This window comes from Tabrizicola sp., assembly GCF_034366665.1.
GTDB lineage: Bacteria > Pseudomonadota > Alphaproteobacteria > Rhodobacterales > Rhodobacteraceae > Tabrizicola.
The window spans coordinates 1-16954 of record NZ_JAXMMF010000156.1 but is presented as its reverse complement, the minus strand read 5'-3'; the positions used below and the strand labels follow the sequence as shown (position 1 = coordinate 16954).

Below are 16954 nucleotides of genomic sequence, written 5' to 3'. Positions count from 1 at the left end.
GCGGATGGGCCCGGCCAACACCATCCCGGCGGTGGTGCTGGCCTGCGCGGTGCTGACCTATGGCGGGGTGTCGCTGTTCGTGGTGGCCTTTGCGGTGGCACCGCTGGCGACCGAGCTTTTCGCCCGCAGCAAGCTGCCCCGCCCGCTGATCCCGGCGACGATCGCGCTGGGGGCCTTCACCTTCACCATGACCGCGCTGCCCGGCACGCCCTCGATCCAGAACGCGATCCCGATGCCCTTCTTCGGCACCACCGTCTTTGCCGGGCCGGGGCTGGGGCTGGTGGCCGGCGCGGTGATGCTGGGCTTCGGGCTGGCCTGGCTGATGTGGCGCGCCCGCCGCGGCCGCTTTGCCGAGGAGACCACGGCCCCGGCAGGCGTCGGAATGCTGCCGCGCCGTTTCCGCGAGATGGCCCAGGGCGAGGGCTTCGACATCGCCGAGGCGCGCCAGGGCGGCGAGGCCCCGACCGATCTGCCGCCCTTGTGGCTGGCGGCGCTGCCGATCGTGGCGGTGGTGGCGTTGAACGGGCTGTTCGCCGGGCTTCTGCTGCCGATGCTAGACACCGCCTATCTGGCCGCTGACCGCTGGGGCGGGGTCGGCTTTGACCGGCTGCGCGGCGTCTGGGCGATCATCCTGGCGCTGGCGGTGACGATCCTTCTGATCATCCTGACCAACCGCCGGCGGCTGCCCGACCTGACCGAATCCCTCAGCGCGGGGGCCGGAGCCTCGGCGCTGCCGCTGCTGAATACTGCGGTGCTGGTAGGTTTCGGCACCGTCATCGCCGCGCTGCCGGTCTTTGCCGTGGTCAGCGAAGCGGTGCTGGGCATCGCGCCGGGAAACCCCCTTGTCGCGCTGGCGGTGTCCTCCAGCATCCTGTCGGGGCTGACCGGCTCGGCCTCGGGCGGGATGAGCATCGCGCTGACCACCATGGGCGAGACGTTCCTGGCGCGCGGCGTTGCCGCTGGGATCGACCCGGGCGTGCTGCACCGGGTGATCGTGGTCGCGACCGGGGGGCTGGACACCTTGCCGCACAATGGCGCGGTGATCACGCTGCTGACGGTCTGCCGGCTTGACCACCGCCGCGCCTATGGCGACATCTTCATGGTGGCGGTGCTTGGCCCGATCCTGGCACTTCTGGTGATCCTGCTGCTGGCCGCGTGACCCGGCCCTGCCGTCGGGGCCTTGTGACACCGCGCCCCGCGTCTCCGAGGGATGGCACCACGCGCGCAACCTTGACTCCCCGCCCTGGACGACCCAGAAAGCAGCGACACCACTTGGGGCAGCCGAACCATGAACCTGGTCTTCTTTTTTGCCGGGCTCGGCCTTCTGGTCGTAGGCGCGGAACTCCTGGTGCGCGGGGCGTCGCGGCTGGCGCTGGCGGTTGGCCTGTCGCCCCTCGTCGTCGGACTGACCGTCGTCGCCATGGGCACCTCGGCCCCCGAGGTGGCGGTGTCGGTCGGCGCGGTCATGGGCGGCCAGTCCGACATCGCCATCGGCAATGTGGTGGGATCGAACATCTTCAACGTGCTCCTTATTCTGGGGCTGAGCGCATTGATCGTGCCGCTGGTCGTCCACAGCCAGATCATCCGTCAGGAAGTGCCGATCATGGTTGCGATCTCGCTGCTTCTGGTAGTCATGGTGCAGGACCGCGTCATCGGCATGTACGAGGGCGCGATTCTTACAGCACTGTTGGTCGTCTATACCTCTTTCATCGTCGCCCAGTCGCGCCGCGCCACGCGCGCGGCGGCGGCTGACATGGAAACTCCTGAAGCAAAGGTGGGTTCCGGCGGCTGGTCCGACTCGCGCCTGGTGCAGGTCGGCATGATCATCGGCGGGTTGGCATGCCTGATCGTCGGATCGCGGCTTCTGGTGACGGCCTCGGTGGCCTTTGCCCAGGCGCTGGGGATCAGCGAGCTGGTGATCGGCTTGACCATCGTCGCCGCCGGTACCTCGCTGCCCGAAGTCGCCACCTCGATCACCGCCGCGCTCAAGGGCGAGCGTGACATCGCGGTCGGCAATGTGGTCGGATCGAACATCTTCAACATCCTGGGCTGCCTTGGCCTGTCCGGTCTGGTCGCCGGCACCGCCGGGATCAGCATCGCGCCCTCGGTGATGGCCTTCGACATCTGGGTGATGCTGGCCACGGCGATCGCCTGCATTCCGATCTTCCTGTCGGGCCGCGAGATCGCGCGGTGGGAAGGTTTCGTCTTCGTCGCCTATTACGTCTTCTACGTCACCTACCTGGTCCTTGCCGCAGAACAGCATGACGCGCTGGAGACGCTGACCACGGCCATGGTCTATTTCGTGATCCCGCTGACCCTGGTGACGACGGTGGCGATCTACCTGCGGCCGAACCGGACGGGCAATGTCTGAGACTTGGGATCCCCTAGTCGGCGCGACACCTTTCAAAGGGGCCCGACGATGAACCAGGAAGCGCTGATCCTGTTCAATCTCGCCGAAGCGCTGGGGATCGGCCTGCTGATCGGGGCCGAGCGCGAACAGCGGATGTCGCAAACGGACGTCAAGTCTTCGGCCGGGATCCGGACCTTTGCCATCACGGCGCTTCTGGGTGCAGTTGCGCAACTGACCGGCGGCGTCGCCCTCCTTGCCGCCGCCGTCCTGGGTGTCGTGCTGCTGGCCGGGCTGGCCTACTGGCGCGGACGGGCCGAGAATGTCGGCCTGACCACCGAGATCGCGCTGGTGATGACGGTGCTCTTGGGCGGGTTGTCGGTGACGCAGCCTCTGGTGGCCGCCGGGGTCGGGGTCGTGATGGCGGTGCTGCTGGCCTCGCGTGCCTACCTGCACGATTTCGTGCGCTCGGTGATGACCGAACAGGAGCTGCGCGACGGGCTGATGCTGGCGGCGGCGACGCTGGTGGTGCTGCCGGTCCTGCCGAACCAGACCTTCGGCCCCTACGCCGTGCTGAACCCCTATCTGATGTGGTCGGTGGTGATCATGGTCATGGTCATCTCCGCTGCCGGCCATGTGGCGGTGCGGGTTTACGGGGCGCACTACGGGCTGGCAATGACTGGTTTCGCCTCGGGTTTCGTTTCCAGCACGGCAACGATTCGCGACATGGCCGGGCGCGTGCACAAGATACCAGCACAGCTGCTGGGGGCGGGAGCAGGGGCGTTGCTGTCCTCGGTCTCGACAGTGCTGACAATGGCGCTGGTACTGGCGGCGACCAGCCTTGCCACGCTTGACGCAATGGCGCAGCCCCTGCTGGTTGGAGGACTGGTGGCAGCCATGTATGCTGCGCCCTGGGCGATTGCTGCCTTACGCGCGCCGCCGACCCTCGCCGAGAATGTGCCGCCAGGCGAGGCAGTCACCCCGGTCGTGCAGACCCGCGCAATCAGCCTGAGGGCGGGGTTGGCGTTTTCGGTCGCCCTGGCGGCGATCATGCTGGCATCTACCGCCGTGCAGCAGGAATTCGGGCCGAACGCGCTGATCGCGGCCGCCGCACTGGCCGGTCTTGTCAACACGCAATCGGCGGCGATTTCGGTCGCGCTGATGGTCGGGTCGGGCCAGATCGCGCCACAGGATGCGGTGCTGCCGATCCTGGCAGCGATCAGTACCAACACCGGCATGCGGGTCGCCCTGGCCGCGACGCTGGGCGGGGCCGGCTTTGCCGGTCGGGTGATCCCGGGGCTGTTGCTGGGCCTGGCGGCAACCTGGGCGGCGGTCTTCCTGCCCGTGACGATACCCCTGTGGGGCTGAACAGATCTGCGCCTGGATGGGACAAGGCGATGACAGAACCGCCCGAACCGACCTGACTTTCCGACTTTCCGCAGATCGGGCAGGAGAACCGGTTGCCGCTTTTGCCTGATTTGCCCTAAGCCAGCTGCTGCGCTTGAAATAAATGCGACGCAGCCCTGCCGACATTCCGATCTGGCTGAAGGCCAAAGGATAGCCCCATATCCAATGCAATTCCGGCCTACAGCCGAAGTTCATCCCGATTTATCAGGTTTAGTTTGGCCAACTCTATTGCGGGCATGGCGGTCAGCACCTACCTCAAGACCACTGCAAGAGTGCAGATAGCGCAAGGAACCGAGATTATGAAATGCCCTGTTGACGGCACACTGCTCACGATGTCAGACCGCCAGGGAGTCGAGATAGACTATTGCCCGACGTGCAGGGGTGTCTGGCTCGACCGGGGCGAACTCGACAAGATTATCGAGATGTCTCAGTCTGTTCCAGTTCCCGCCGGACCACGCGGCGACGCTCGTCCGGCGCAAAGTGAACGTGACAGTCGCGCCCACCGCGACAATGAACGCTATGATGATCGCGGCGACTATGATGACGAACATGATCCGCGTCGGCGCAAGCGCAAGTCGATGCTTGGCGAGCTGTTTGATTTTTGATCGCGGCAGCGCGGCGTGAAACCTGTTCCCCGGGGACTGCGACTTCGGTCCTCGGCGCACATTCTGGCAGTCACGCCCGGGCTGGTCTGAAAAGCTTCACTCTGAACGACGCGGTTCAGCCGGAAGCGCCTGACGTTTATACCCAGATGGCAAAGCAATTGTCCACCTTGGACGTTTGCTGCCCGTTTTCGGTTGTGGTGGTCTGCGGAATAGTGGTTAACCGTTGAATGGGGCCAATTGCACCCTGAGGATTCGATGCAGCTTGTCTCAGTTCTGAATCGGTTAGCCATCTTTGGAGCCCTCTGGGTCGTACTGACAGGCGGCGGGGTCGATTCCCTGGCATATGGCGCGGCCGCAGTCGCCGTGGCAACGGTGCTCAGCCTGCTGATCTATCCGGTTGACCGGCCCGGTGTTGTCGTTTGGCGCGCGGCGGCGATACTGCCCCGGTTTCTGGTGCACAGCGGGTTGGGTGGGCTGGACGTCGCGCGACGTGCTTTCGATCCACGCCTGCCGATTTCGCCAGGTTGGGTCGACATCCCCTTGTCGAGCCGGCATGACGCGGCCAATGTTCTGTTGGGGGGGCTGATCAGCATCCTGCCAGGCACGTTGCCCGCCGGACCGGGCGACGGCGAAATGGACATACACGTCCTGTATCTGCCGAATTTCACGCCGGGCGAGGTTCAAGCCGACGAAACCCGTATCCACGGTCTGTTCGACAGCCGCATCACTGAATATGGTGCGACGCATGGCTGACTGGTTCACCCTTGTCGCGATCTTCCTGCTCTTGACCGTCGCGGCGGCGCTGGTGCGCTGCTGGCGCGGGCCCGGCCCGGTCGAGCGGATCATGGCCGCCCAGCTTGCCGGCACCGGGGTGATCGGCGTCGCCGTCGTCCTTGGCGCGGCGCGTGGAGATGCGGCCTTCCTCGACGCGGCGCTGATCGGCACGCTGCTGGCGGCCATTGCGGTGACCGCCTTCGTGCGTGGCACCGCGAAACCCGGGGCAAAGGAATGAGCTGGATCGATCTGGCGGTGCTGGCGCTCCTCGGCGCAGGGCTGGCCTTCTACGCCGCGGGCTCGCTGGGGCTCTTGCGCTTTCCCGACACCGCCTCGCGGCTGCACGCGCTGACCAAGGCAGACAACCTTGGCCTTGGGCTGGTGGCGCTGGCTGCGGCGATTTACGGCGGGTCGCTGGCGGTGGCGGCCAAGATCGCGCTGGTCTGGCTGTTCGCGGTGATCGCGGCGGGCACTACCTCGCAGCTGCTGGCCCGGCGCGCCCGCCTGGACGAGGCCCGCCTGGACGATGCCGACAGCGCGCCGGACGGCGGCCTGCGATGACCTTCGCCTTCGACCTCATCCTGTGCCTGATGATCCTCGGCACTGCGGCCATCGCGCTGTTCGTGCGCGACGCACTGGCCGCGATCGCCTTCTTCATCGCCTTCGGCAACCTGATGGGCCTAGCCTGGCTGGGGCTAGATGCCGTAAACGTGGCGCTGGCCGAGATCGCCATCGGCGCGGGCGTCACCGGGGTCCTTCTGATCCTGGCGCGGGCGCGGCTGCTGGCCTTGGGGGATGCCGCGACATCCACCGGCTCGCCCCTGTTGCTGCGGCTGGGGGCCCTTGCCGCCTGCGCGGGGTTCGTGGTCCTGCTGGCGGCGGCGGTGCTTTCGATCCCGCCCGAAAGCGGGCTGGACCGGGTGGTGGCACCGCTGATGCCGGGGCTTGGCATCGAGAACCGGGTGACGGGCGTCCTGCTGGCCTTCCGCGCCTATGACACGCTCTTGGAAAGCTTCGTCCTTCTGGGCGCGCTGGTCGCGGTCTGGTCGCTGGCCCCGGCGGGGGCCTGGCCCGGCCGCCCCGCCGATCCCGGCATGGCCGATGCGCCGATGCGCCGGGTTGCGGGCACCTTCGGCCAGCTTCTCTTGCCGGTGGCGCTGGTGATGGCGGCCTATCTGGTCTGGGCCGGATCGGACCTGCCGGGCGGCGCCTTCCAGGCCGGGACGGTCCTGGCGGGCGGCCTTCTGGTGGCGGGGATGGGCGGCACCATCGGCTTGCCGTCCAGCGACCAGCCGCTTCTGCGCGCGGCGCTGGTGTTGGGTCCCGTGGTCTTTCTGGTGATCGGGCTGGCCGGGGTCGCGGCGGGCGGATTGCTGGTCTATCCTGCGGGGCTGGCCAAGGCGCTGATCGTGACCATCGAATACACTCTTTTCCTGTCGATCGGGGTCACGCTGGCCTTGTTGGTGGCCGGGCCGCCGATGCCAGGCGCGTCGGACCCAGACCCGGAAGGGAAGGGCTGAGATGGACCTGCCGCTGCCCGTCCTTCTGTCCACCGGACATCTTTATGCCGTGACCGGCGCAGCCCTGGTGGGTCTCGGGCTTTACGCCTTCATCACCCTGCGTCACCCTTTGCGCCAATTGCTGGCAGTCAATGTGGTCGGGGCGGGCATCTTCCTGATCCTGGGCGGGCTGGGTCGGGGGCCTGACGCTACCGATCCTTTTCCGCAGGCGCTGGTGATCACCGGCATCGTCGTAGCCGTCGCGCTGACCGCTTTCGGCGCGGCGATGATCGTACGGCAGGCCCAGACGCGGGCGGCCGCGAAACCTGCCGCCGACGACAACGAAAATCCCGCGCCATGAGCCCGCTTGACCTTCTCATGGCCGCACCGCTCGGCTTCATGGCGGCGGCGCTGATGCTGGGGCCATCCGGCCGCTGGCTGATCCTGCTGGCCGCACCCCTGATGGCGGGACTGGCGCTGTGGCTGGCGCTTTTGCCGCCCGATGCGGCCTATCTCGTCGGTCAGTGGGACCTGCCGCTGGGCATCCTCTTGCGCGCCGACGGGGTGGCGCGGCTGATGATCCTCGCCACCGCGCTGGTGATCGGCGCCGTCGGGCTGCACGCGCTGGCCGAGCTGCCGGAAAAGCCCGGCCACGCCGCCCAGGCCGAGACCTTCTGGCCGCTGGTCTATCTGATGTGGGCCGGGGCCAATGCGGGGTTCCTGACCACCGATCTCTTCAACCTCTACGTCACGCTGGAGATGGTCAGTCTGGCCGCGGTGGCGCTGGCGGCGATGGGCTCGCTGGCGGCGGCGTTGCGTTATTTCATGATCGCGCTGCTCGGCTCGCTGGCCTATCTGCTGGGCGTGGCGCTGACGGTAGCGCGCTACGACACTGTGGACGTGATCCTTCTGGCGCAGGTGGCTGAGGCCGATCTCGCGACGCTGCTGGCGCTGGGGCTGATGACGGCGGGGCTGCTGATCAAGGCCGCACTCTTTCCGATGCACGGCTGGCTGCCGCCCGCCCATGCCGCCGCCCCGGCCCCGGCCAGCGCGCTTCTGTCGGCGATCGCGGTCAAGCTGGGTTTCGTCATCCTGGTGCGGCTGTGGTTCGAGGCTTTTGCAGCCGTTACCGGCCCGGCCGCCCTGCATGTGCTGGGTGGCCTGGGCGCGGCGGCGGTGATCTACGGATCGATCCAGGCGATGCGGCAGGACCGGCTGAAGCCGCTGGTGGCCTATTCGACGGTGGCGCAGGTCGGTTATCTGTTCCTGGCCTTTCCGCTGGTCGCCGGGACGGTCGAGCCTTCCGGCGCCTGGGCCGGGATGACGCTGCACGGCGTGGCGCATATGCTGGCCAAGGCGGCGATGTTCCTTGCGGCCGGGCTGATGCTGAAGGCTGCCGCCGGTGACCGGATCGCCGATCTGGGCGGGCTGGCGCAGGCCATGCCCCTGACCGTGACCGCCTTCGGCCTGGCGGCGGTGTCCTTGATGGGGCTGCCGCCTTCGGGCGGGTTCACCGCCAAGTTCCTGCTGCTAAGCGCTGCAATCGAGCAGGGCGCGTTCCTCTATGCCGGAGTGCTGGTGATTGGTGGCCTGCTGGCAGCGGTCTATCTCTTTCGGGCGCTGTCGGCCTGTTTTGCCCCTTTGGCTGGCGCGGGACCTGACACCGCGTCGCGCGGCCCGGTGACCGGCGGAGTGCAAGCCGTGGCACCGCTGGCGCTGGCGGGACTGGCCATCGTCATGGGCTTTGCCGGCACCGCGCTGGTCGACGTCTCGGCCATCGAGGCACCCTGGGCCACGCCCACGGTGATCCAACCGGAGGCCGCGCCATGATGACCTTCGCGCCGCTGCTTCTGGTATTCCTGCCGCTGGTCGCCGCCGGGGTCAGCTTTGCCTTGCCCGAGCGGTTGTCCGCCTGGCGCAACGCGGCCAACCTCGGCGTGGCCTTTACCAAGCTGCTGGTAGTGGCCTACCTGCTGAACGCGACTGAGGCCGGTCTGGTGTTCGAATGGCGCTACGAGTTCCTGCCGGGTCATGATTTCGTGCTGCGGCTGGACAGGCTTGCCCTTCTGTTCGTGACCCTTTCGGTATTCCTGTGGCTGTTGACCACGATCTACGCCATCGCCTATTTCGACCGCGGCCCGAACCTGCCGCGGTTCTTCGGCTTCTTCAACCTCTGCGTGCTGGCGGCGACCGGCGTGGCGATGTCGGGCACCGCGATCACCTTCTTCCTGGTCTACGAACTGCTGACGCTGGCGACCTGGCCGCTGGTCGCGCACAAGGGCGACGACAAGTCGCTGCGCGCGGGGCGGATCTACCTTTCCTACACGCTGGCGGGCAGCGTCGCCTTCCTGGCCGGGATCCTGTGGCTGCAGTCGCTGGTCGGCGCGATCGAGTTCGCCGCGCCGCCGGACCTGACCGGCATCCCCGCGCTGACCCTGACGCTGATCTTCATCCTGTGCATCGGCGGGCTGGGGGTGAAGGCCGCGATCTTCCCCCTGCATGGCTGGCTGCCCGAGGCGATGGCCGCCCCCGCGCCGGTCAGCGCGCTTCTGCACGCCGTCGCAGTGGTCAAGGCCGGAGCCTTCGGCATCGTGCGGATGATCTATGATGTCTACGGCATCGGCACCGTGGCCGAACTGGGCCTTGGCGTGCCGCTGGCGGCGCTGGCCTCGGTCACCATCCTTTACGGCTCGGTCCGCGCACTGATGCAGAGCGATCTGAAGAAGCGGCTGGCCTATTCCACGGTCAGCCAGGTCAGCTACATCATCCTTGGTGCCAGTCTCATCGGGCCATATGCCGTGATCGGCGGGCTGGTGCATCTGGTGCATCAGGGGATCATGAAGATCACCCTTTTCATGTGCGCCGGCGCGCTCGCGAACCGCATGGGGATCAAGGCGATTGCCGATCTGGACGGGGCGGGCCGGCTGATGCCGGTGACGATGGCGGCGTTCTCGGTCGGGGCGCTGGGGATGATCGGGCTGCCGCCGGTGGCGGGCTTCATCTCGAAATGGTATCTCGGGATCGGCGCGCTCCAATCGGACGCGGCCTGGGTGGTGGCGGTGCTGGCGGGGTCATCGCTCTTGAACGCCGCCTATTTCCTGCCGCTCCTCTACCGCGCCTGGCTGTTGCCCCCGCCACCCGACCGGCCCGCCATCCGCGAACTGGCCACCACCCGCGACCGGATGCTGATCCTACCCGCGGCGGTGACGGCCCTGGTGGCGCTTGGGGCGGGCATCTTCGCATCGCTGCCGTTCAGCCCGCTGGGCTGGGCCACCCTGATCGCCGAGGGGGGCTATCTGCGATGACTGCCGACCTGACACTGCTTCTACCGCTGACGGTCCTGTGGCCGATGCTGCTGGCCGGGCTGGCGCTTCTGCCGGGCTGGGGCCCGCGCATGGTGATGTTTCTGCCGCTTGGCCCCCTGCCGGCACTGGCCGCCGCCCTTTTCGCGCCGCGCGACACACCCGTCGCGCTGCCGGGGGTGCTTCTGGACGGCGGGCTGGAACTGACTGCCACCGGCGCGATCTTCCTTGGCGGAGCGGCGGTGCTGTGGTTCTGGGCCGGGGTCTATGCCGCCGACTACTTGCGCCGCGACAGCCGGCCCGCCGCCTTCGCGCTGTTCTGGAACCTGGTGCTGGCCGGCAATCTTGGCGTCGTCATCGCCGCCGACATCGTCAGCTTCTATGTCTTCTTCGCGCTGGTCTCGCTTCTGGCCTATCCGCTGGTGATCCATGACCGCAAGCCCGCGTCGATGCGGGCGGGCACCGTCTATCTGGTGCTGGCCGTGCTGGGAGAGGTGGCGATCCTGGTCGGGCTGATGCTGGCCTCGCACGGGGCGGGCGGAGCCATCGGGATCGAGGCGGTGCGCGCTGCCCTGGCCCTGCCTTCGACGCATCCTGCGGCACTCGGGCTTCTGATCGCGGGCTTCGGGATCAAGGCCGGTCTGATGCCCTTGCATGTCTGGCTGCCGGTGGCGCATCCGGCCGCACCGGTGCCGGCCTCGGCGGTGCTGTCGGGTGCCATCGTCAAGGCCGGGATCTTCGGGATGGTGGCCTTGCTGCCGCTGGGAACCTCGGCGGCGGTTGCGGGCAACCTGCTGACAATCCTGGGCTTTTCCGGCCTGTTCCTCGCGGCGCTGCTGGCGGTCGGGCAGGCCGGGGCCAAGTCCGTGCTGGCCTATTCCACCGTCAGCCAGATGGGTTTGGTGATGGGGGTGCTGGGCGTTGCGCTGGCTGCGGGCAGCGCGCCCGCCACGGTGCTGCCGGCGGTGGCGCTGTTCGCATTGCATCACGGGCTGGCCAAGGGGGCGCTGTTCCTGGGCGTCGGCCTCGCGCCGCTCTGCGGGCGAGGCTGGCGCTGGGGGCTGATGGCAGTGCTCGCGGTGCTGGGCCTGTCGCTGGCCGGGATGCCGCTGCTGGCCGGGGCGCTGGTGAAATCGGCGATGAAGGACCCGGCCGGAGCGCTTGGCGCGACGCTGATCGGTCTGTCCGCACTGACCACGGCGCTGGCGATGGCGCGCTATCTGGCGGTGCTGCCGACGGCGAAACCACGCCGCCGCCCGCCGCTTCTGATGGCGCTGCCGTTCCTGGCGCTGGCCGGGGCGGCGCTGTGGCTGCCCTGGCTGCTTTACGCCGATGTGACCGGCAAGTCCCCGCTGGCGGCGGACCTCGCGTCGAAGCTGGCCGAGGCTTGGCCGCTGGGCCTCGCGGTGCTCTTGATCGCGGGCGCGGTCGCGGTCGGGTTGAAGCCGCCCACCCTGCCCGAGGGCGACGCGCTTGGCCCGGTGCAGCGCCGGGCAGCGGCCCTGACCGCCGCCGCAAGGGCTGCCCTGCGCGCCGGGTCACGGTCACTGCGCCGCTCGCGCCCGAAGCCGCAGATCGTCATCGGCGAGGATCTGGACCGGATCGAGGACATCTTCCGCGAAGGCGCCGCCGCCGCGATCCTGGTTCTAGCCATTACGGGGGCGGTCGTCGCCGCCAGCCTGATCTAGACTGGCCCGACCCCGGCCTATTGCGCGACAAAACCGCCGTCGACCGGCACCACCGCGCCGGTCATGAACCCGGCCTCGGCCGAGCACAGCCAGACGATCAGGCCGGCCACCTCGTCGGGGGTGCCGATGCGGCCCATCGGGTGCAGCCCGTCCATCATCTGCCGGCTGGTCATCTTGCCGCCCGTCGCCTGATCGGCCAGCGAATCGAGCATCCGCGTGTCAATCCCGGCCGGGCAGACCGAGTTCACCCTGATCCCCGCCTTTGCATATTCCAGCGCCGCATTGCGCGTCAGCCCGTTCACACCGTGCTTGGAGGCAACGTAGGATGAAAGCCCCGGAAAGCCGATCAGCCCGGCGATCGAGGAAAGGTTGACAATGGCGCCGCCACCGCCCTGGGCCAGCATCTGGGCGATCTCGGCCTGCAGGCAAAGGAAGGTGCCTTTCAGGTTGACCGCGATGATCCGGTCGAAATTCGCCTCGGTCTGGTCAATGAACGGCGCGATCGTGCCTTCGATGCCGGCATTGTTGCAGGCGCAGTCCAGCCGACCATAAGCGGCGACCGTGGCCGCGACCAGCGCCTTGACCTCGGTCGCGACCGACACGTCGGCGCGCAGGAACCGCGCCTCGCCGCCGCTGTCGCGGATCATCGCCGCGGTTTCCTCGCCGCCGATGCTCTCGACATCCGAGACCATGACCTTCGCCCCTTCGGCGGAGAATTTCAGCGCCGTCGCGCGTCCGATCCCCGCCGCGGCGCCGGTGACCAGCGCGACCTTTCCAGCCAGCAGTGCCATGCCGGTTTTCCTTTTCCCGAAGTTGCAATGATGTAATGGTGTAATGATACGGGCAGCCGTCTTGCCCGGGGCTGACATGGATCAAGGATGCGAAAGAAAGCTGCTGGCGTCGCCATGACCGGGCAGGGGCACTTGCCAATGGCGCGGATACCGGAAACGCTCATGGCATGATAGAGTCGCTCTTGCTGGCAACGAAATTCACCCGGCAATCGGTGGCGGCACTCGAGAGGGCGCTGCTGTTGATGCCGGGCCATGCCGACAGGATCGGCGTGCTGCATGTTGTCGACCCGGACGTCTCGGTTGCGCTGGTCCTGGGCGTGGGCGGCAGCCCGCCGCCGATCCTGACTGAGTGGCTGGACGTGCGCCTGCCGGAAGGCTTGGCACGCCCCGAGGTGCTGATCCGCAAGGGCGACCCACATTCGGAGATTCTTGCAACCGCCGATGCGCGCGACGATGATCTGATCGTGCTCGGCTCGTCGCGGCCGCAGGGGCTTCTTGCCGGCCTCCGCGGCAGCACAATCGAAAGGGTACTGCGGGGCGGAACCCGCCCGGTTCTGTCGGTGCGACAGCCGCCGCAAGGCCCTTACCGGCGCATCCTGATCGCATCTGACCTGTCCGGCTCCTCGGGCTTCGCGGCTCAGACGGCACTGCGGCTGGGACTGCTGCGCGACGCGCGCATCCACCTGGTGCACGCGGTCGACGACGAGGCAGGCGCCGAAGTCGGTCAAGCCGAAGCCGAGTTGCGCGCCTTCGCGGCGCGCCCGGACATAGGCCTGCCGGATGGAATCGAGGTTTCGGTCCTGGCCGGAAGCCCGCAGACGGCACTGCGCTCAGCGATGGATGGCCTTGCGCCGGATCTGGTGATCCTTGGGACTGGCGGACATTCCGGCTTGCGGCGCCTGGTGCTGGGCAGCGTTGCCGAGGATCTTCTGGCCTGGTTGCCGGTGGACGTGCTGGTCGTCCCGCCCGAGCCGGAGCTGTAAAGGCCAAAGCTGTTGGGGGCCAGTCGGCCCCGCCTGATCCAGATCAACGCGCACCGGTGGCGGGGATCAGGGTTCGCGCAAGAAATTCAGGGAGGTGGCGGATGTACAAGCATGTTCTGGTCGCGGTCGCGTTTGACGCCGAACACGATCCCGAACGCTCGCTTCAGGCGGCTGCCGTGCTGGCGCCTGCCGGGGCGCGCGTAACACTTCTGCATGTCAAGGAGGCCATTCCCTCCTACGCCATCTCCTACATCCCCGAAGAATACGACCAGGCCCTGAACCAGGCAATCCGCGACCAGCTGTCCGAAATGGCCGCAAGGTTCACCCATGCGCAACCGGTCCTGCTGGAGGGCCATTCCGGCCGCACCATCCTGGAATGGGCGGAGGAGAACGAGGTCGATTGCATCGTCATTGCCTCGCATCGGTCCGGGCTGCAGGACTATCTTCTGGGCAGCACTGCCGGGCGCATCGTCGGCCATGCCCGCTGTTCGGTGCATGTGGTGCGCTGAGCCGCCGCGCCGCGCGGGTCAGAGCCAGCCGTGGATCGGCAGGTGCCCGGCGACCCAAGATATGCCGCGCCGCAGCACCCCGGTCTCGGGTTCGCGGTCGAACTGCGTCGGCAATCCAGGCCGGATCACGTCCCAGCGGATCGCCGAACCCTGCAGTGAAAGCGCATAGGCCATGTCGGGGCCGCTGTCGGCGTCGTATGCGGCCAGCAGGTCCTGCACGTTGCCGGGCTCCTCGAACCAGACGCCAAGCTCGGCATTGATCTCGGCCGAGCGCTGGTCGAAGTTCAGCGACCCGACGATGGCGGCCTTGCGGTCGATGATGAAGACCTTGGAATGCAGCACGTCGCGCTGGCCTCCCGGCGCGACGGGCGGCGGCGCGAATTCATGGACCCGGACCCCGGCCGCCAACAACCGGGCCCGATACTGCCGGTACGCGCCATGAACAGCGATGTTGTCCGAGACGGAGAGCGCGTTGGTCAGCACCGAAACCTCGACACCGCGCTGGCTGAGCGCGATCAGTTCCGCCATGCCGGCCTCGCCGGGGACGAAATAGGGGGTGATCAGCCGAACCTCGCGCTCGGCCGCAGCCAGCAGCGCATGCACCTTTTCGGCCATCCAGAGGGCGCTTCGGGTGCCGTAAGCCTTGTCGGGCGGATCGGCCAGAACCCGCACCTCGGCCGCTGCGCGCAAGCGGCCCGTCAGCGCGGTCGCCGCGTCGCGCCCTGCGAGGGCCTGATCGAGGAACCTGCGGGCGTGGGCTGCTTCGCTGTGCCGCCTCAATCGTCGGCGAAACCGCCGGAGACTGATCCTGATATGCGGCAGCAGCGCGCGGATCGGCAGCACGAGGCCGAGGTTCCAGTAGCCGTCGAACATCCGGTCGATGTCGCCGACCGCCGGACCGCTGAGCATCAGGTCGGCATCGCGCGAGACCCGGTCGGACTCCGACCCTCCCGATCCGCCCGGACCGCTGCCGGGGATCCCCGGCCCGAAAAAATAGGTGTCGCCGATGTTGCGCCCGCCGACGATCGCGATGCGGCCATCGGCGGTCCAGGTCTTGCCGTGCAGGCGCCTGTTGTAGCGGGTTAGGCCAAGCGCCGCCTCCAGCCCGCGCCGCAGTAGATGGCCCCGGTTGCGGAACGGATTGAACAGCCGCACGTCGACGTTCAGATGCTCGCTGAGGGCCAGGAACACCGGGTCGATGCCCTGAACGTAAAGATCATCCAGCAGCAGGCGCACCCGCACGCCGCGATCCGCCGCGTCCAACACCTCGCGCAGCAAGAGCCAACCGGTCAGGTCGGTGCGCCAGATGTAGGTCATCACATCCAGGCTGCGCCCGGCCTGCCGGACCGACTGCACCCGGGCGGCAAAGGCGTCGACATTGTCAAGCAGGCTGGCAACCGCGTTCGCCTTGCCCTCGGTCGCCGCCGCACCGGCCATGAGCAGGTCCAGCGGCGTGGCCGGGCCTTCGGGGGGAAGCGCCCGTCCCGCCGGGCCGCGGGCGCGCTCGGCGAAATGGTACCAGGACCGGAAGGCCAGCGCCGACGCCATCACCACCGCGGCGGCGGCGGCCAGCAGCCACAACAGGCCTTCCAGGGTCCAGTGCATCAAGAAGACTGCGGCAGCAGCAGGCCGGCCGCGGTGCTGTTGAACCGCAAGCGGGCCTTGACCGGCAGATGGTCGGACGCGACCTGCGCCAGCTTCGAGCGGTGGACCTCGATCCCGCTCAGGTCCGACCGGGCGCAGGTCATCACCCGATCCAGCGACAGCATCGGAAACCGCGACGGAAAACTGCGAAGGCTGGCAGTCGGCCGGAAATGGGCCAGTAGGGGATCAAGGGATGACCGCCCCGCAGCCCGCCACTCGTTCAGATCGCCCATCAGCAGCGTCGGCCGTTCGTCAAGCCTCTGCAACCGCTCCAGGATCTTCTGGGCCTGGCGCAAGCGCGATCCCGCCGTCAGCCCAAGATGCGCGGCGATCACCCGGATCGACTGGCGCTGGATCGTCAGGTCCGCCATCAGGGCGCCGCGCGGCTCGATGCCGGGCAGATCCAGCTGGTGCACCGCTTCGACCAATGCGTCGCGCACCAGAATCAGGTTGCCGTGAAAGCCATGCGCCTTGCGGTGCGTCTGCATCGGCACCGCAATCAGACCCAGGTCGCGGCGCAATGCCTCCAGATCCAGCAGTCCGGCACGGCTGCCGAAACGTCTGTCGGCCTCCTGCAAGGCGATGATGTCGGCACCGATCTCGGCAATCACCGCAGTGATGCGCGCCGGATCCCGGCGCCGGTCGATGCCGACGGCCTTGTGGATGTTGTAGGAGGCAACGGTGAGGTCGATCATGTTCGCCTAGCCGGGTCATTTCGCAGTTTCTTCGGGAATCCCGGAAACTGATGACCTGCCGATTAGTGTGCCAAGAGAGTCGGAATTCGCAGATCGCCGAACACGCCCTTCGTTGCTCCGCCAAGGATGAAATCGCGCAGGCGGGAATGGCCAAAACCGCCCATCGCCAGAAGCTGTGCTCCCTGTGCCCGGGCCCCGTCCTGCAACACCTCCGCGATGGTTCTGCCGTCCAGGGTAAGATCGACGGCCTTGGCATTGTAGCCGCGCAGTTCCAGCGAAACCGCAAGGGTCTGCGCGAGGCCGGCACCTCGCAGCGATTTCTCGTCCTGCACCGTCAGGACCGAAATGTGGCCACCCGCCGACAAAAGCGGAAGCGCATCGCACAGCGCCCGCGCGGCGACGCGGCTTTCATCCCAGGCAATGGCGATGTGATCGACGGGACCCGACGGGGTCGACGGGGGAACAAGGATCACGGGAACGCCGGCGCCGAAGACAAGCGATTGCGCCATATCCTGCGACAAAAGGGTCTCGGCGGCCCACGGTAGCACTGCCAGATCGAAGTACCGCGCTTCAACTGCGGCGGCGTCAAGAGCGCCGCCCAGCACCGGCCTTTGGCTCATGACCTTGACGTTGAGTTCTGGCGCTGCAGCCCCCTCGATGAGGGAGCGCAGGCGTTCGCATTCCGCCTTGCTGCGATCTTCCGCCGCGCG

The 16954-nt window shown here is 67.7% G+C and carries 18 protein-coding genes; 14 read left to right on the top strand and 4 right to left on the bottom strand.

Features of this window, described 5'->3' with window-relative positions; translation table 11 throughout:
• The 12 genes from U1E69_RS22120 to U1E69_RS22065 form a co-directional block, all read left to right on the top strand.
• The coding region (locus U1E69_RS22120; protein ID WP_322246658.1) for a GntP family permease at positions 1-1159 on the top strand (1159 nt) is incomplete at its 5' end.
• 129 nt (positions 1160-1288) lie between these two features.
• Complete coding sequence (locus U1E69_RS22115; RefSeq protein ID WP_322246657.1) at positions 1289-2371, top strand: calcium/sodium antiporter; 1083 nt, start codon at positions 1289-1291, stop codon at positions 2369-2371.
• Between the two features lie 48 nt (positions 2372-2419).
• Positions 2420-3715 carry an MgtC/SapB family protein gene (locus U1E69_RS22110; RefSeq protein WP_322246656.1) on the top strand — a complete coding sequence of 432 codons (1296 nt, stop codon included), beginning with the start codon at positions 2420-2422 and terminating at the stop codon, positions 3713-3715.
• A gap of 338 nt (positions 3716-4053) precedes the next feature.
• A complete protein-coding gene (locus U1E69_RS22105; RefSeq protein WP_140984675.1) occupies positions 4054-4359 on the top strand; it encodes a zf-TFIIB domain-containing protein in 306 nt (101 codons plus the stop codon).
• A 255-nt stretch (positions 4360-4614) separates the two neighbouring features.
• Entirely contained in the window at positions 4615-5112 is a 498-nt protein-coding gene (locus U1E69_RS22100; RefSeq protein ID WP_140984674.1) for a Na+/H+ antiporter subunit E, read from the top strand.
• A complete protein-coding gene (locus U1E69_RS22095) occupies positions 5105-5371 on the top strand; it encodes a monovalent cation/H+ antiporter complex subunit F (protein ID WP_140984673.1) in 267 nt (88 codons plus the stop codon). Before U1E69_RS22100 ends, U1E69_RS22095 begins: the two co-directional genes overlap by 8 nt.
• Positions 5368-5694: a cation:proton antiporter gene (locus tag U1E69_RS22090; RefSeq protein ID WP_203021271.1), complete on the top strand. Its 327-nt coding sequence runs from the start codon at positions 5368-5370 to the stop codon at positions 5692-5694. The genes U1E69_RS22095 and U1E69_RS22090 overlap by 4 nt, the downstream gene beginning before the upstream one ends.
• Positions 5691-6653: a hydrogenase subunit MbhD domain-containing protein gene (locus tag U1E69_RS22085; protein WP_322246655.1), complete on the top strand. Its 963-nt coding sequence runs from the start codon at positions 5691-5693 to the stop codon at positions 6651-6653. Before U1E69_RS22090 ends, U1E69_RS22085 begins: the two co-directional genes overlap by 4 nt.
• A gap of 1 nt (position 6654) precedes the next feature.
• Entirely contained in the window at positions 6655-6993 is a 339-nt protein-coding gene (locus U1E69_RS22080; protein WP_140984670.1) for an NADH-quinone oxidoreductase subunit K, read from the top strand.
• Positions 6990-8462: a complex I subunit 5 family protein gene (locus U1E69_RS22075; protein WP_322246654.1), complete on the top strand. Its 1473-nt coding sequence runs from the start codon at positions 6990-6992 to the stop codon at positions 8460-8462. Before U1E69_RS22080 ends, U1E69_RS22075 begins: the two co-directional genes overlap by 4 nt.
• Positions 8459-9937 (top strand): proton-conducting transporter membrane subunit, encoded by a 1479-nt coding sequence (locus tag U1E69_RS22070; protein WP_322246653.1) that lies wholly within the window; start codon positions 8459-8461, stop codon positions 9935-9937. Before U1E69_RS22075 ends, U1E69_RS22070 begins: the two co-directional genes overlap by 4 nt.
• Entirely contained in the window at positions 9934-11622 is a 1689-nt protein-coding gene (locus U1E69_RS22065; RefSeq protein ID WP_322246652.1) for a complex I subunit 5 family protein, read from the top strand. The genes U1E69_RS22070 and U1E69_RS22065 overlap by 4 nt, the downstream gene beginning before the upstream one ends.
• Before the next feature lie 17 nt (positions 11623-11639).
• Here U1E69_RS22065 and U1E69_RS22060 read toward each other — a convergent pair whose 3' ends face one another.
• A complete protein-coding gene (locus tag U1E69_RS22060; protein ID WP_322246651.1) occupies positions 11640-12413 on the bottom strand; it encodes an SDR family oxidoreductase in 774 nt (257 codons plus the stop codon).
• Positions 12414-12580: 167 nt separating this feature from the next.
• On the opposite strand from U1E69_RS22060, the gene U1E69_RS22055 reads away from it, so the two are divergent.
• Both U1E69_RS22055 and U1E69_RS22050 read left to right on the top strand, forming a co-directional pair.
• Positions 12581-13396, top strand: coding sequence for a universal stress protein (locus tag U1E69_RS22055; RefSeq protein ID WP_322246650.1), 816 nt, complete (start codon positions 12581-12583; stop codon positions 13394-13396).
• Positions 13397-13497: 101 nt separating this feature from the next.
• The gene (locus U1E69_RS22050; RefSeq protein WP_322246649.1) at positions 13498-13905 is read left to right on the top strand and encodes a universal stress protein; all 408 of its coding nucleotides are present in this window, start codon (positions 13498-13500) and stop codon (positions 13903-13905) included.
• Positions 13906-13923: 18 nt separating this feature from the next.
• Here the strand turns inward: U1E69_RS22050 and U1E69_RS22045 are convergent, their stop codons facing one another.
• The 3 genes from U1E69_RS22045 to U1E69_RS22035 form a co-directional block, all read right to left on the bottom strand.
• Complete coding sequence (locus U1E69_RS22045; RefSeq protein ID WP_322246648.1) at positions 13924-15510, bottom strand: phosphatidylserine/phosphatidylglycerophosphate/cardiolipin synthase family protein; 1587 nt, start codon at positions 15508-15510, stop codon at positions 13924-13926.
• Positions 15510-16244: an endonuclease/exonuclease/phosphatase family protein gene (locus U1E69_RS22040; RefSeq protein WP_322246647.1), complete on the bottom strand. Its 735-nt coding sequence runs from the start codon at positions 16242-16244 to the stop codon at positions 15510-15512. Before U1E69_RS22040 ends, U1E69_RS22045 begins: the two co-directional genes overlap by 1 nt.
• A 62-nt stretch (positions 16245-16306) precedes the next feature.
• The coding region (locus tag U1E69_RS22035) for a universal stress protein (RefSeq protein WP_322246646.1) at positions 16307-16954 on the bottom strand (648 nt) is incomplete at its 5' end.

Excerpts from the sequence above, each read along its gene's own strand:
- U1E69_RS22115 (WP_322246657.1), top strand. The coding sequence starts at position 1,289 with ATGAACCTGGTCTTCTTTTTTGCCGGGCTCGGCCTTCTGGTCGTAGGC.
- U1E69_RS22110 (WP_322246656.1), top strand. The coding sequence starts at position 2,420 with ATGAACCAGGAAGCGCTGATCCTGTTCAATCTCGCCGAAGCGCTGGGG.
- U1E69_RS22105 (WP_140984675.1), top strand. The coding sequence starts at position 4,054 with ATGAAATGCCCTGTTGACGGCACACTGCTCACGATGTCAGACCGCCAG.
- U1E69_RS22100 (WP_140984674.1), top strand. The coding sequence starts at position 4,615 with ATGCAGCTTGTCTCAGTTCTGAATCGGTTAGCCATCTTTGGAGCCCTC.
- U1E69_RS22095 (WP_140984673.1), top strand. The coding sequence starts at position 5,105 with ATGGCTGACTGGTTCACCCTTGTCGCGATCTTCCTGCTCTTGACCGTC.
- U1E69_RS22090 (WP_203021271.1), top strand. The coding sequence starts at position 5,368 with ATGAGCTGGATCGATCTGGCGGTGCTGGCGCTCCTCGGCGCAGGGCTG.
- U1E69_RS22085 (WP_322246655.1), top strand. The coding sequence starts at position 5,691 with ATGACCTTCGCCTTCGACCTCATCCTGTGCCTGATGATCCTCGGCACT.
- U1E69_RS22080 (WP_140984670.1), top strand. The coding sequence starts at position 6,655 with ATGGACCTGCCGCTGCCCGTCCTTCTGTCCACCGGACATCTTTATGCC.
- U1E69_RS22075 (WP_322246654.1), top strand. The coding sequence starts at position 6,990 with ATGAGCCCGCTTGACCTTCTCATGGCCGCACCGCTCGGCTTCATGGCG.
- U1E69_RS22070 (WP_322246653.1), top strand. The coding sequence starts at position 8,459 with ATGATGACCTTCGCGCCGCTGCTTCTGGTATTCCTGCCGCTGGTCGCC.
- U1E69_RS22065 (WP_322246652.1), top strand. The coding sequence starts at position 9,934 with ATGACTGCCGACCTGACACTGCTTCTACCGCTGACGGTCCTGTGGCCG.
- U1E69_RS22060 (WP_322246651.1), bottom strand. The coding sequence starts at position 12,413 with ATGGCACTGCTGGCTGGAAAGGTCGCGCTGGTCACCGGCGCCGCGGCG.
- U1E69_RS22055 (WP_322246650.1), top strand. The coding sequence starts at position 12,581 with ATGATAGAGTCGCTCTTGCTGGCAACGAAATTCACCCGGCAATCGGTG.
- U1E69_RS22050 (WP_322246649.1), top strand. The coding sequence starts at position 13,498 with ATGTACAAGCATGTTCTGGTCGCGGTCGCGTTTGACGCCGAACACGAT.
- U1E69_RS22045 (WP_322246648.1), bottom strand. The coding sequence starts at position 15,510 with ATGCACTGGACCCTGGAAGGCCTGTTGTGGCTGCTGGCCGCCGCCGCC.
- U1E69_RS22040 (WP_322246647.1), bottom strand. The coding sequence starts at position 16,244 with ATGATCGACCTCACCGTTGCCTCCTACAACATCCACAAGGCCGTCGGC.